This window comes from Halogeometricum borinquense DSM 11551 (genome assembly GCF_000172995.2).
In the GTDB taxonomy this organism is placed as follows: domain Archaea; phylum Halobacteriota; class Halobacteria; order Halobacteriales; family Haloferacaceae; genus Halogeometricum; species Halogeometricum borinquense.
This window is the reverse complement of the sequence record NC_014729.1, coordinates 187,189-201,253: the sequence shown is the minus strand read 5'-3', so window position 1 is coordinate 201,253 and position 14,065 is coordinate 187,189. Positions and strand designations below refer to the sequence as shown.

The window sequence follows — 14,065 nt, the reverse complement described above, 5'->3', positions numbered from 1 at the left end:
CATGTGTAGTCACGCCCATGCGAGTCGCCGTCATCTCGGATGTTCACGCGAACCGAGTCGCACTCGACGCTGTTCTCGACGACATGCCGGACGTTGATTCGATACTCTGTGCGGGCGACGTGGTGGGGTACAACCCGTGGCCCGCCGAATGCGTCGCCGAACTCCGTGCCCGCGACGTGCCGACGGTGATGGGCAATCACGACAGGGCAGTCGCTTCAGACACGACGTTCCGGTTCAACGCCATGGCCGCGGCGGGTGTCAAGCACGCCCGCGAGAAACTGGACGACGACGCGATGACGTGGCTGTCCGACCTGCCAGACGAACGCACCGAGTTCGACGGCCGCGTTCGACTCACTCACGATCATCCGCGAATACAGGACAAATACACCTACCCTGACGAGTTCGAGGCTGATTTCCTCGACGGCGAGGACGTTCTCGTGTTGGGTCACACACACGTACAAGGCCACCGCGTGTTCGATGAGGGCATCGTCATGAACCCCGGAAGCGTCGGCCAACCCCGCGACGGCGACCCACGCGCCGCCTACGCAATACTCGATCTAGACGACCTCACAGTGGACGAACGGCGCGTTGACTACGACATCGAAGCGGTCGTCGATGCGGTGACGGAAGCCGGATTACCAGAGCGAATCGGTCGTCGGCTGTACGACGGAAAGTAAGCAATCCACTCACAGCCCCGACGCCCTCATAGTCACGTTTTTTCAGCGGATATAATACAGCGATAGGAAAATAATCCGACAATGGATTTTGAGACTGTGGATACCGATACGCTTCTTTCGGGCAGAAGCGAGTGGCTCGACCCGGAGCTGGCAGAAACGTTCTCACAACACCCATTGGACGCAATCGAAACCGAATACCCGCACTACGTCCGGTCGGTTGACTCTCCGGACGGCGTCGAGCGGCCAAAGAACAACCATCCAGTGTTCTACGGCTGTTACGACTGGCACTCTGCAGTCCACAGTCATTGGGCGCTACTCCGTCAACTCCGCGTCTTCGAGAGCCACCCCGCAGAATCCGAGATTAAACAGCGTATCGACGCGCGGTTTACGCCTGAAAATATCGAGAGAGAAATCGAATACTTCGAGGCGAACCGAACGTTCGAGCGACCGTACGGATGGGCGTGGCTCTTACACCTCGCATCCGAGTTGACGCTGTGGGACGACGACCACGCGGACGAGTGGAAATCGATTATCGAACCGTTAGAACGAGAGATTATCGCCCTCATCGAATCCGAGTTTCTCTCTCAAGAACAGCCGCTCAGAGTCGGAACACACGAAAACTCCGCGTTCGCTCTGCACTGCATCCTCGACTATGCGAGGACGACTTCCAACGAGTCGCTGGAGTCAGCCGTCGTCGAAACCGCGATCGAGTTCTTCGCACAGGACCGAAACTACCCCGTCGAGTACGAGCCACTCGGGTGGGACTTCCTGTCTCCGACACTGACGGAAGCAGACCTGATGCGACGCGTATACGACGAAGACGAGTTTCGAACGTGGATCGATGGGTTCCTTCCCGACATAACCACGAAGCCGTACGATACGCTTCTGGAACCCGTACACGCCGAAACGGATCCCGATGAGGAAGTCGCCATTCACCTCGTCGGACTGAATCTCTCGAAAGCGTGGAGTCTGGCCGGACTGGCAACCACTCTGGATGGGCACCGATATGCCGAGGCGTTCGAGCGAAGTGCGAAGAAACACGCCGAGCGTGGGTTATCACAAGCGTTTACCGACAACTACGCCGGGTCACACTGGCTCTCCTCGTTCGCACTGTACCTCCTCACGAGAAACGAGGGCGGCATCGCACCGAACGCGAGTTAACCCGCAGACGCTCCGGAAACTCAGTCCGCCGACGAGGGTGCTTCGGTGGGTTCCAGACGCGCAGAGAAGTGCCGGAGTTCGCGCATTGGCGGTTCCTCGACGATTTCGAGGCCACCGTAGGACGCTGCGGACTCTTTCACCGCGGCGGCCGTCTCGGCGACGTGTTCGAGGTGTTCCCGCGAGTACGTCCGGCGCGGGAGCGCAAGTCGGACCAAGTCGGGTCGGTCGGTGCCGGGGAAGGCAAATCCACCGAGTTCGACGCCGCGAACGCCGCCTTCGAGATAGAGCGCACAGACGAGTTCCTGTCCGGGGAACTGGTCTTTCGGGACGTGAGGAAGAACGGCTTCGGCGTCGATGTAGACGGCGTGGCCGCCGGTCGGTTCGTAGACAGGGATTCCGGCATCGGTCAGGAGACGACCGAGTTCGGCCACCTGTTCGACGCGTTCGCCGACGTACGGTGGTTCGACCGCTTCACGGAGACCGACAGCCATCGCCGCCACGTCGCGTCCGGCGAGACCACCGTAGGTCGGGAAGCCTTCGTAGAGGATGCCGCGCTGTTTTGCCAACTCGAACAGTTCGGGGTCGTTCATCGCGGCGAAGCCACCGATATTGACGATTGCGTCCTTCTTGCCGGACATCGTCACCGCGTCGGCGTAGGAGAGTTGCTCGCGGGCGATTTCGGCGACAGAGGCGTCGGAGAACTCCGCTTCGCGTTGCTGGACGAAGTACGCGTTTTCAGCGAAGCGGCAGGCGTCGATGACGAACGTCGCGTCGATTTCGTCAGCGAACGCTGCCACCTCGCGGGTGTTCTCGACACTGACGGGTTGTCCGGCGACGGAGTTGTTGGTGATGGTCTGAACGACGACCGGAATCGAGTCTTCGCCGACTTCTTCGACGAGTTCCCACCCGGCGTCGATGTCGAAGTTGCCTTTGAACGGATGGTCGGCATCGGCGTCGTGAGCGAGTTCGTGCGGGCAGTCTACGGGGTCCGCACCTTGGTTGGCGACGTGGGCGCGAGTCGTATCGAAGTGTGCGTTGTTCGGCACGACGTCGCCCTCTTCAACGAGGACACCGTAGACGACGTTCTCAGCGCCGCGGCCTTGGTGCGTGGGGACGACGTACTCGAAGCCCATCACGTCGCGGACGGCGTCGCGGAGTTCCGAGAAACTCCGACTCCCGGCGTAGGCTTCGTCACCGCGCATAAGCGCAGCCCACTGATCGGCGCTCATCGTTCCGGTCCCGGAGTCAGTGAGAAGGTCGATGAATACGTCCTCAGCATCGAGGTTGAACGCGTTGTATCCTGCCGCGTCGAGTGCCGCCTCACGTTCCTCGCGTGAGGGGAGCGTGATCGGTTCGACCATCTTGGCTTTGTATGAGCGCATACGACAAAACACGCCGCCAAATGTGAAGGATCTTCCCGAGGAAAATCGGGAGCAGACGGCCAGTTCATAGCGATAACGAACGATTCCGTTCGTCAGCGTCCGAAGCCGATGACCACTGTCGAATACACGAAGTTATGAAATCTCGCTTTCAATAAAGCAATCCAGGTAGTATTTTGTGTGAGTCGTCCGGAGTCGCCCGTATGGCGACCCAACGGACCGACGGCGAAACGGTGTCACTCCAGCAGTCGTTCACCGAAATGAGCGAGATACTGATGCCGAACGATACGAACAACCTCGGACGCGCCCTCGGAGGGACTGTTCTCCACTGGATGGACATCTGCGGGGCTATCTCCGCCCGTCGGTTCTCGAAGCGGCAAGTGGTCACGGCGTCGATGGATCACGTTGACTTCAAGGCCCCCATCGAACTCGGTGACGTCGTGACCGTCACGGGCTACGTGTTCGACACCGGTCGAACGAGCATGGATGTCCACGTGGACGTTTGCGCCGAACGACCGAGCGAGGGTGAAAAGCGTGAGACAGCGAGTTCGTTCTTCAGTTTCGTCGCACTGGACGAGAACGAGACGCCGGCACCGGTTCCCAGCCTTCGCTGTCCGTCAGAATCGCAGACAAAGCTCCGTGACCGTGCACTCGAACGGCGGAATCAACGACGGATGGAACTCGCCGTCGAAATCGAAGAGTCGTGAGCCAGACAGCCGAAGACGAGGAGAAACTGGGCTTAGAACTCGTTCTGGACGATTTTTAGCGTCTCCTCGCGGTCGTCCCACGCGACAAAGATTGCGACGGACGTCGCGGAGGTGATAACGTCGTGGATGTTGATTCCGGCCTCCGAGATCGGTTGGACGATATCGAGAATAACACCCGGACGGTTCGGAAGTTCGCCACCCGTGACACGGATGACGGCGACGTCGTCATCGACTGTCACCGAGGAGAGCGACTGGTCGTCTACGACCTTAGAGTGCAAGAGGTTCTCGGCTTCCTCGGCTCGGTCTTCGCCGACGTAGAACGTGATGGAGTCCATGCCGGAGGCGACGGCATCGACGTTGACACCCTTCTCCCGGAGTGCCTGCGAGAGATCTGCGAGGATACCCGGTCGGTTCCGGATGGAACGGCCGGCGACGGTGACACAGGCTAGAGGGTCCTCCTGCATGTCGATGAGGTTCTGGAACTCGCCTTCGATGAGAGTTCCGCCGGTCAGCAGGTTGCCGTGTTGGTAGTGGACGACACGGACGGCGAGGTTGTCGTCTTTGTATGAAAGTGCGGAGGGTGCGACGACTTCGGCCCCGCGGAACGAAAGGTTCCGGAGTTCGTCTACGGTGATGCGCCCGACGTTCCGTGCGCCTTCGACGACATGGGGGTCGCCGGTCATGACGCCTTCAACGTCGGTGACGATGACTACCTCGTCGGCGTCCATGTACCGACCGAGCATGACGGCCGTCGTGTCGGACCCGCCGCGACCGAGCGTGGTTATCTCGCCGTCATGGTTCTCGGCGAGAAAGCCCGTAATTACCGGGACGACGTTGTCGAGGTCTGCCGCGAGATCGGCGGCCCGGTGCTTCGTCTCCTCGACATCGACTTCGCCGAGGTCGTTTGCAATGACCGGCCACTGGTCTGCGCCGGGTTCGACGAACAGCGCGTTCACGCCGCGGGCGGCGAGGGCCGCCTTCAGCATCCGAACACTGGTTCGTTCACCCATCGAGACGATTTCGGCGCGGTCGCGGTCGTCTGCGTCGAACCGAATCTCGTCAAGCAGGTCGTCCGTCGTGTTCCCCATCGCGGAGGCGACGACGGCGATTTCGTGTCCCTTTTCGACTGCAGCGGCGATAGAGTCCGCCGCGCGGTTGATTCTGTCACCGCTTCCGAGGGAAGTACCCCCGAACTTCGCTACTACTCGCACGGGTGTCCCTCCGGTCGATTCGCACGGTGAAACTGAGACTGGTGCGTAAGCATAGCCGGGGGTAGCGCAGGCCCGCGTATAACTGTGTCTCCCCCTTCAACCGTTGCCGACGTCGACAGTCCGGTTGTCGAACCAGTGAGTCGAATGTCTGAGCCGAACCTGTCGGTTAAACCGACTAGATAGAGTTGTATTTATCCGTGATGGGTGATAACGCACAGTATGGACGCGGAGGTACGCGACGCTTTAGAAACAGACGCCGAATCGTTGGCCGCCATCGCCGACGTTCCGACTGACGTGATGCGAAACGTCGTCCACGACCGAACAGTCCGTGTCGCCGAACGGCACCGCGACGCGACTGATCCGAACGCCGACGCCGATGCGGCGGAGGCGGAACTCCTCGGATTCGTCGCCTTCGACGTGCGCGACGCGACGGTCCACGTGACCCAGGTCGGCGGGTCCGTCGAAGCGGTCGAGCACCTCTTGAGCGAACCCGTCCGTTTCGCGTCGAACGAACAACTCGACGTGGAGTTTCTCGCTCTTTCGTCGGACACAGATCTCCACGAGGCTGCCGAACGCGCCGGATTCGAACGCGTCGGACCCGGTCCGGCGTTCATGAACGAGGAGACGGTGCGGTTCCAGATCGACCCATGAGTGGATAGGTCGAGTCGAACGGCGCTCGTTCAGACGGATGCGGTCTGACTCAGGAGAACTTGCGAACAGTCATATCCAGCGTATCGAGGTCTACGATAGGCGCATATCCCGCGTCAGGGTCGATATTGACGGATTTCTGGAAGTCAGTCTGCGCCTGCCAGCAGCCGGAGTTGACGGCGAGGACGTTGTGGTACTTCCCCCACCCGAGTTTGTGGACGTGGCCGGTGTGGAAGATGTCGGGAACCTCCTTCATGACGAGATAGTCTTGCTCCTCGGGCGCGAGGCGCGTGTGTCCACCGTACTGCGGCGCGACGTGGCGTTTCTTCAGGAGTTGATACATCGCCTTGTGGGGTTCGTCGTAGCTCGCAGACTCCGACGGCAGTTCGGCGATGACCTCGTCTAAGGAGACACCGTGATACATCAGCACGTTCACACCCTCGACGGTGACTGTGGAGGGATTGCTGGTGATACGTGCATCGTGGACGGACATAATGTCGCGGAGTTCCTCGTCGAATCCGGGTTGGGGTTCCGCGAGGCGGACCGCGTCGTGGTTCCCCGGAATCATCACAATCTCGATATCCCCCGGTACCTCCTTGAGGTACTCCGAGAACTGTTCGTACTGGTCGTAGATATCAACGATATCCAACTCCTCGTCCTGATTCGGGTAGACACCGACGCCTTCGACCATATCGCCCGCGATGAGAATGTACTCGACGTGTTCGGCCGCGTCTGTGTGAAGCCAGTCGGCAAAGCGGTGCCACGCGCCCGCCATGAACTCTTGACTGCCGACGTGAACGTCAGAGATGAGTGCGGCTTGAACGTGTCTGTCAGCAGTGTTCGGTTTATGCGTTCGCGGCACGTCCGGCCAGTGCATCGAGTCCACGAACATGATACCCGAATCGTCTGCGAGCGTCCCCTCGACGGCGATGCACTCGTCCATGAGGAGTTCGTCCACGGCGGATGCGAACTTCCGATCTTTCATCACGAGACAGGGGAACGTCCCCGTCGTGTCTTCGAGTTCGATCAACCAGTGACCGCTGGCGGTCGAACGGATATCGTTGACGAGTCCGACCATCGCCGCGTCGCTTCCGCCGGGCATCGACTGGATCGCTTCCGCCGGCCGGTGGTTCACACGACCACGGAGTTGCCGTGAGAGTTTCTCGTATCGGTCTTTGAACACCTTCACGAAGTCACCGTACTCCCCCGTTCCGGTACTCTGCCCCGTCATGTCGTTCGTGATCGAGAGCGACCGAAGCGATGGATCGGATTGACGTCCGCTACTACTGTTCGACCCCCCTGTTTCGGGTGGAGACGATTGGCCCGAAGTCGTCGTTTCGGCTTTCGTTTCTCCAGTCGAACTAGAGGGGTCTAAGCTTCGATCAGTCGAGGCAGATTCGGACTCGGAGAGGGCGTCCGCGTCAGTCGTGGTGGTGTCGGAGGGCGTGGCGGCGGTGGAAGACGCCGAGATAGGCGCATCGGTGGCGTTCGGCCCGCTATCGAGGACAGCGCGAACGTCGGCGGCAGTGACGCGGAAGGCGTCAGCACCTGCGTGTTCTATCGCCCGCGCGAGCGTCGTCTCGGGGTCGGCCGCGCCCGCGATGAGCGTCACGGCCTCCCGTTCGGCGTTATACCCGTGACGAGCGAGTTCGCGGACGATTCGCGTCGGCGTCTCCAGAGGCACACCGGTCGAAGGGCAAGGTCGAAGAAAAGCATATTGAAAACCGAGACGGGGGTTGCTCCCAGAAAGTTGAAACTGGACGACAGCGAAGACAGAACAGATGAACGACGACCAGGGCGAGAGGGACACAACAGACGACGCACCTCGCCCAGAACCCAATGCTGTGAGTGTCAAGTCGTCAGATACGTTCCTCCACCGATTTCTGAACGCCGAAGACGGTATCCTTCTGTTCGTCCGCGAGACGTTAGTGAGCGTCTCTGCCGTCGTCGCAATCGGGCTCCTCCTATTCGCTATCAGCGGCGTCTGGCCGCCGATGGTCGCCGTCGAGAGCGGCAGCATGGAACCCCACATGTACCGCGGTGACCTCATATTCATCACCGCACCCGACCGCTTCACGCCTGACTACGCTTACGGGGATACAGGAATCGTGACGGTCGATATTGGAAGCGAGAAGGGGTTCAGTTCGTTCAACGGTCCCGGATCCGTCATCGTGTACGACCCGCCCAGTCGGGCCGGGTCGCCCATCATCCATCGGGCGCGCTTCTATGTCGAGGCTGAGGAGAACTGGTACGATAAGGCGAATCCCAACTACATCAACGCCGATAGCTGTGCGGAACTGCGCAACTGTCCCGCACCGCACGCGGGGTTCATCACGAAAGGTGACGCCAACGGTCGCTACGACCAAGCCAGTGGTATCGCAGAACCCGTTAAAACCGAATGGATAGACGGTGTCGCGCACGTTCGCATCCCGTATCTCGGCTACGTTCGACTGGAACTGGCGGGGATGTTTGCCCCGATGCCAGTGAGTGCGCATGTGGATTCGGTTAACGCGCAAACAGACACTGCCCCCGGTTTCGAGTCCACGAATCAGACAGTCAGCGTCGTGTGACGTTCGCGTCGAGAATCAGTCACAGTCGCACAGCAGTCAGTTATCGGACTCACACAACAGTCAGTTATCGAACTCGAACAGCAGTCAGTTATCGAACTCGAACAGCAGTCAGTTATCGAACTCGAACAGCAGTCAGTTATCGAACCGCGCTTGGACGAACGGCTGTGCGTTCTCGATATCGCCAAGGCGTGAATCCGAGAGGAGGACCGCTTCCGTCTCATCGATAGGGACTGACAGCGAGATTTCCTTTGTTCGGCCGTAGCGACCTTTCGAGACGACGACAGCGTTGACGATTCCGAGCATGTCGAGTTCAGAGATGAGGTCCGTCACGCGCCGTTGCGTAAGGATGTCGGCGTCAATCTCCTCACAGAGGCGCTTGTAGATATTGAACACCTCACCGGTGTTGATGTTGCGGACGCCGTTCTTTTCGAGGAGGATAATGGCGAACAGGACGATTTTCGACTGCGTGGGGAGCGTACGAACGACTTCGACGACTCTGTCGAGTTCGATTTTGTCTTGCGCCTGCCGGACGTGGGCTTCCTCGACGGTGTCGGCCTGTCCGCGTTCAGCAAGTTCACCCGCAGTTCGCAGGAGGTCGAGTGCGCGGCGGGCGTCTCCGTGTTCCTGCGCGGCGAACGCAGCACACAACGGAATCACGTCCTCTGTGAGTGCGCCCGATTTGAACGCCACGTCGGCACGGTGTTGGAGAATATCGCGGAGTTGGTTCGCGTCGTACGGCGGGAAGACGATTTCTTCCTCGCCAAGACTGGATTTGACCCGTGGATCGAGGAAATCGGTGAATTTCAGGTCGTTCGAGATGCCCATGATAGAGATACGCGAGTTGGACAACTCGGAGTTCATCCGCGAGAGGTTATACAGAGTGTCGTCGCCGGATTTCTCGACGAGTTTGTCGATTTCGTCCAGCATGATAACGACGACGCGTTCGTTGTAGTCCACCGCGTCGAAGAACGTCGAGTACACGCGGTCGGTCGGCCATCCCGTCATCGGTACCGTCTCCATCTCCTCGCAGTCTGTCTCCAACTGCTCGATACGCTCCTCGACGCCGTCGAGGGAGTCGAAGGAGGTGTCTGCGAGGAGATCAGGCGTATCTCTCGCACGCGTGCGAAGGTCTTCGAGGCGGTCGAGTTCGTTCTCGATGACGTCGAAGTTCTTCTCGATGAACTTGTTTGCGAGTTGGGCGAGGACGCGGTACTGGGTGTCTGTTACCTCGCAGTTGATGTATTCGACTTCGCAAGGCACATCGTACTTCTGCGAAGTAGACTCCAGTTCCTGACTGACGAACTTCGCACTCGCCGTCTTCCCGGTTCCCGTCTTCCCGTAGATGAGAATGTTCGACGGCGTTTCGCCGCGGAGAGCAGAGACGAGAATCGTCGCCATCTGGTTTATCTGCTCGGTTCGGTGAGGGAGTTCGTGCGGCGTGTACGACGGACGAAGAACTTCCTTGTTCTCGAAAATCGGTTCACCTGAGAGAAGGTCGTCGAACAGCCCACGGCTGTCACTGCCACCGTCGTCGAGAACAACTTCGTCAAGACTCACGTCAGTCGAAGAATCATCGTCCGTTTCGCCGTCCGTTGACCCACTCGGGCCGATACTCTCGCGGATGTCGATATCTTCAGCTGTGACCGGCTCGTCATCGTCAGTGGCCGGGTTCTCGTCAGTGGGTGATCCCTCGCCATCGAGTGCCTCTTCGGACTTCGCGTCCCCAGACACTGGTTCTCCAGATGTTGTGTTTCCTCCAGACGCCGCAGACGATGAATCGTCCTCCGTGGAGGCCACGTCGTCGGTGTCGGAGTGGTTTATCTGCCGTGTGCCGTCGTCTCGTTTCGGTGTGTCGTCATCCATATGTGAATCCCCCCTGTTTCGACTGGAATACACTCCGTCAGTGGCCCTTAACCGTCGAAACACCGCATGAGACTGCGGTATTCCACGAGAGGCACGACAGTGGAGCGTCCAGATGATGCAGACGAACCAAACGAACAGGTGCTACAAAAAACTTGTCTATCAGTTCCTATCGTGTTCCGTCGAGGGCAAGCGAGCGGACAACGTAAGGACAACACTGTGGATTAATTATTGTTATTGTTATTGTTATTGTTATTGTTATTGTTATTGTTATTGTTATTGTTATTATTTCGATTTATTCTAATGTGTAGAAATAATTGGGGAGTGGTTGCTCGAGTTGAAAGGAGGGGTCGAGGGGATTTCAAGGGGAGTGTTTCGGGTCTAGATCACTGAGTATAATGGGTTGTACTAGCTGAGATTGGGCTTTTTGGTGGTCGGGATTGGCTATGGACTCGAAACGGTGGGGTGGGTGACCTCCCCCACCCCTTCGTTTCAGGTCGAGACGTGAAAACAGGGGTGGGGGGGCCTCGAACCGACTATTTCGAAGCGAGGGTTTTATCATGGATACCGTTCAACAGGACCCGTAGTAGAGAAGAATAGTATTTTGCAACAACTATCTCTTTGTATTAATGCGCCACTAGTGTTCTCCACGAGCCACCGGGGGTGGTCTTTTCGAGTTCCACCCGAAACGAAGGGGTGGGGGTGTTCCGCCGACACTACCCCCAATTTCACTTCGAACGACAGTTCCATTCGGATATACATTGGTAGTCGTTACGATGACGGTTCGAATCGGCTATTTTCACGACCCTACTCTCACATCAGTTCGACCCGAAACACCGGGGATGGGGACGTTTCACTTCGAACTGAAGAACAAGCTCAACTGAAAGGGAGACACACTCTCGACAGAAGAGAAGCGCCAGAACCGATGATACTTATTAATCTAGCCTCTTGTTACCATATGTCGTGGTGATCACCATAAGACGTGGAAACAACGTCTTTGTCAGGATTCTCCCCATATCGTGTCAATGCCGACTGTCTCGTGTTAATCTCGAAAATATTCGTATGCTCTTTCTGTCGTGCGTTTTCGGTTCGGACTGTATGCTGACGTTAATTCGGATTCGGTCTGATAAAGGAGACGTGAATGTGACCGGCGTCTGACGTAGTGCTTAAGTGACCTCAGAAATGTGAGTACTCCATACGCCCCTCCACGACGATAACTCGGGAGGTGCGGGAGGACAGGATGGGACTGCTCACAGAACTTAGAGACAGCATTTCACGGGTCGTCGACCGCATGTTCTCGGACGCAGAGCCGAGACGTATCGGCATCTATGGACCGCCGAACGCCGGGAAGACGACTCTCGCAAACCGTATCGCCCGTGACTGGACTGGTGACGCCGTCGGCCCCGAGAGCCACATTCCCCACGAGACGCGCCGCGCGCGTAGAAAGGAAAACGTGGAGATTGAGCGCAACGGGAAGAAGGTCACCATCGACATCGTTGACACGCCCGGTGTGACAACGAAAGTCGATTACAAAGAGTTCCTCGACCACGATATGGAGAAAGACGACGCCGTCCGCCGGTCCCGTGAGGCCACGGAAGGCGTCGCCGAGGCCATGCACTGGTTACGCGAAGACGTTGACGGCGTCGTTTACGTGCTTGACAGCACCGAAGACCCGTTCACGCAGGTCAACACGATGCTCATCGGCATTATCGAGAGCCAAGACTTGCCCGTACTCATCTTCGCGAACAAGACGGACCTGGAGGAATCGAACGTCCAACGCATCTCCAACGCGTTCCCGCAGCACGAAACGGTCCCGCTTTCCGCGCTTGAAGGAAACAACATGGACGAAGTGTACGACAAGATAGCGGAGTACTTTGGGTGAGTACTGTGCCTGAAGTCACAACCGGCGACAACGGGGTACAGATCGACCTCATCAGCGCTGCCCGTATGGACGGGTTGGCGAGCATGGAGAAGATACGTCTCATCCTGGATGGCGTCCGCGACGGTAACATCGTCATCCTCGAAGAAGGCCTCTCGCCGGACGAAGAGTCGAAGCTCATCGAGGTGACGATGACGGAAATCAGCCCCGACGAGTTCAACGGTATCGAGATCGAGTCGTACCCACAATCGAAAGGCGGACAGGGATTCCTTGGCCGTCTGATGGGTAAAGAGGAGACGAAGAAGCTCACCGTCATCGGCCCGGCTAACCAGATTCAGACGCTCCACAAAGACGAGAACCTCATCAGCGCACTCGTCTCTCGGAAGTAGTAACGGACTGACAACGACTCGGCCCTTACGACGACAAAACGACCCACTAACCGACGCCGACGGCGCGTTTCGACGGACACTCGAACGCTCGGCGGCCGCGACAACAACAGACGACGAGAACGAACACACATGCCCCATCAATGTACGAACTGCGGGAAGGTGTTCGCCGACGGCTCGAAAGAGATGCTGTCGGGGTGCCCCAACTGCGGCGGGAACAAGTTCCAGTTCAGCCCTTCGGGATCTGACAGTGACGACGCCGCAGAGACGACGACCCGTCAGCAGACGTCGTCGTCCGGTACGACACCTTCGTCGGGAAGCGCCGCCGATGCGACGACCGACCGGGAACCGAATACGAATCGGGAATCGGCCTCGGACGATACGGCAGGCTCGACGACGTGGCAACGCGCCGCATCGCGTGCGGCGGACGTCGAAGAGCGACGCTCAGCCAACCAGACGCCGTCTGGGAGTGCTGACGATGGCGGACGATCCGACACACGCAGTCACAAGACACAGAACCGATCAGCGGACCAGACCAACGACAACATCGACTCCGCTCGTCGCAGCGAGAAGACGCTCAGAGAATGGGCGAACTCGCGCGGATTTGCGAGCGAAGTCGAAGACGCAAACGACGAGACGACACTCAGGGAGAATCGCCGACGCACCGGCGACGCACAACGGCGTCCCTCGGAACGGCGGTCCTCCTCATCAGCACGGCAGTCCAGTCCGTCGGACCGGCAGTCCTCAGACGACGCTCAGAGCGATTCGTCGGTGCCGACGGATTCGTCTTCGGCGTCTCCTGAGACAACTGCTTCAAAGGAGACGAAGACACCGACCGGGACACCTGCTCCGTCGGATGAGCCTGCACCGTCCTCGAAGCAAGCGAAATCATCCGCCGCCGACCCATCGGTGTTCGGTGACGACGTGGAGGACGACGCACAGGCGAGTGCACGGTCCGACGTGGTCTCTCCCGACGAGATAGCCGCCGCACAGCCCGACGACCGACCGTCGGACGCGGACGGACGCGTTATCGAACCGGAGAGCGACGACCGACCGGATCTCGACGAACTCCGCGAGGAACTGAACGACCAGTTCGAGAGCATCAAAATCGTCGCACCCGGCGAGTACGAACTCAACCTGATGGAACTGTACGACCGCCCCGAGTACATTATCTCACTCCGTGAGGACGGCCGGTACGTCATCGAAGTCCCCGACACGTGGGATAGTCACGACGACGACCGCTGAGAGCCGCTGTCAGTCCCATCATTCGACCCTCTCGCTGCTTTTTCTCCTCTTTTTCCCTACTTCTCTTCTTCTCTCCGACCTCTTTCGTCTTTGACCCTCTCTCCGACCTCTTTCGTCTTTGACCCTCTCTCCGACCTCTTTCGTCTTCGGCTTTCTCCGACCCTTCCGACCTCTCTTCTTCGACTTCCTTCCGCCTCTTCCGAACCCCTTCGTTTCCACTCGAACTTTCATGGTTCTACACCATCCTACAGCTCGCACTTTACACTTCGCTGCTCGCACGTCAGTACCGGAGCTATCAACCGGTTGGTGAATTGATACACGCCCCGAGTCCGTTGTTTAGAC

General features: G+C 58.6%; 12 protein-coding genes. 8 read left to right on the top strand and 4 right to left on the bottom strand.

Going from position 1 to position 14,065, the window contains the following annotated elements; all coding sequences use genetic code 11:
• The first annotated feature begins 17 nt into the window (after positions 1-17).
• Together HBOR_RS01045 and HBOR_RS01040 are read left to right on the top strand one after the other, a co-directional pair.
• Complete coding sequence (locus HBOR_RS01045) at positions 18-677, top strand: metallophosphoesterase family protein (RefSeq protein WP_006055611.1); 660 nt, start codon at positions 18-20, stop codon at positions 675-677.
• Between the two features lie 81 nt (positions 678-758).
• Entirely contained in the window at positions 759-1,838 is a 1,080-nt protein-coding gene (locus HBOR_RS01040) for a DUF2891 domain-containing protein (RefSeq protein WP_006055610.1), read from the top strand.
• Positions 1,839-1,858: 20 nt separating this feature from the next.
• Here HBOR_RS01040 and HBOR_RS01035 read toward each other — a convergent pair whose 3' ends face one another.
• The gene (locus tag HBOR_RS01035; RefSeq protein ID WP_049890428.1) at positions 1,859-3,220 is read right to left on the bottom strand and encodes a tryptophanase; all 1,362 of its coding nucleotides are present in this window, start codon (positions 3,218-3,220) and stop codon (positions 1,859-1,861) included.
• A gap of 200 nt (positions 3,221-3,420) precedes the next feature.
• Between HBOR_RS01035 and HBOR_RS01030 the strand changes: the two genes are divergently transcribed.
• Positions 3,421-3,924: an acyl-CoA thioesterase gene (locus HBOR_RS01030; RefSeq protein ID WP_006055608.1), complete on the top strand. Its 504-nt coding sequence runs from the start codon at positions 3,421-3,423 to the stop codon at positions 3,922-3,924.
• Between the two features lie 32 nt (positions 3,925-3,956).
• Here the strand turns inward: HBOR_RS01030 and HBOR_RS01025 are convergent, their stop codons facing one another.
• A complete protein-coding gene (locus HBOR_RS01025; RefSeq protein ID WP_006055607.1) occupies positions 3,957-5,135 on the bottom strand; it encodes an aspartate kinase in 1,179 nt (392 codons plus the stop codon).
• A gap of 219 nt (positions 5,136-5,354) precedes the next feature.
• On the opposite strand from HBOR_RS01025, the gene HBOR_RS01020 reads away from it, so the two are divergent.
• The gene (locus HBOR_RS01020) at positions 5,355-5,786 is read left to right on the top strand and encodes a hypothetical protein (RefSeq protein ID WP_006055606.1); all 432 of its coding nucleotides are present in this window, start codon (positions 5,355-5,357) and stop codon (positions 5,784-5,786) included.
• 49 nt (positions 5,787-5,835) lie between these two features.
• Here HBOR_RS01020 and HBOR_RS01015 read toward each other — a convergent pair whose 3' ends face one another.
• Positions 5,836-7,467, bottom strand: coding sequence for a DNA-directed DNA polymerase II small subunit (locus tag HBOR_RS01015; RefSeq protein ID WP_006055605.1), 1,632 nt, complete (start codon positions 7,465-7,467; stop codon positions 5,836-5,838).
• A gap of 97 nt (positions 7,468-7,564) precedes the next feature.
• Between HBOR_RS01015 and HBOR_RS01010 the strand changes: the two genes are divergently transcribed.
• Complete coding sequence (locus HBOR_RS01010; RefSeq protein WP_006055604.1) at positions 7,565-8,353, top strand: S26 family signal peptidase; 789 nt, start codon at positions 7,565-7,567, stop codon at positions 8,351-8,353.
• A gap of 132 nt (positions 8,354-8,485) precedes the next feature.
• On the opposite strand, the gene HBOR_RS01005 is transcribed toward HBOR_RS01010, so the two are convergent.
• A complete protein-coding gene (locus HBOR_RS01005) occupies positions 8,486-10,216 on the bottom strand; it encodes a Cdc6/Cdc18 family protein (protein ID WP_006055603.1) in 1,731 nt (576 codons plus the stop codon).
• A 1,237-nt stretch (positions 10,217-11,453) separates the two neighbouring features.
• On the opposite strand from HBOR_RS01005, the gene HBOR_RS01000 reads away from it, so the two are divergent.
• The 3 genes from HBOR_RS01000 (at position 11,454) to HBOR_RS00990 (ending at position 13,723) form a co-directional block, all read left to right on the top strand.
• Positions 11,454-12,095, top strand: coding sequence for an Era-like GTP-binding protein (locus tag HBOR_RS01000; RefSeq protein ID WP_006055602.1), 642 nt, complete (start codon positions 11,454-11,456; stop codon positions 12,093-12,095).
• A 65-nt stretch (positions 12,096-12,160) separates the two neighbouring features.
• Positions 12,161-12,481: a DUF2073 domain-containing protein gene (locus HBOR_RS00995; RefSeq protein ID WP_239524547.1), complete on the top strand. Its 321-nt coding sequence runs from the start codon at positions 12,161-12,163 to the stop codon at positions 12,479-12,481.
• A 129-nt stretch (positions 12,482-12,610) separates the two neighbouring features.
• On the top strand, positions 12,611-13,723 hold the full coding sequence (locus HBOR_RS00990; protein ID WP_013440414.1) for an OapC/ArvC family zinc-ribbon domain-containing protein: 1,113 nt from the start codon (positions 12,611-12,613) through the stop codon (positions 13,721-13,723).
• The last annotated feature ends 342 nt before the right edge of the window (positions 13,724-14,065 follow it).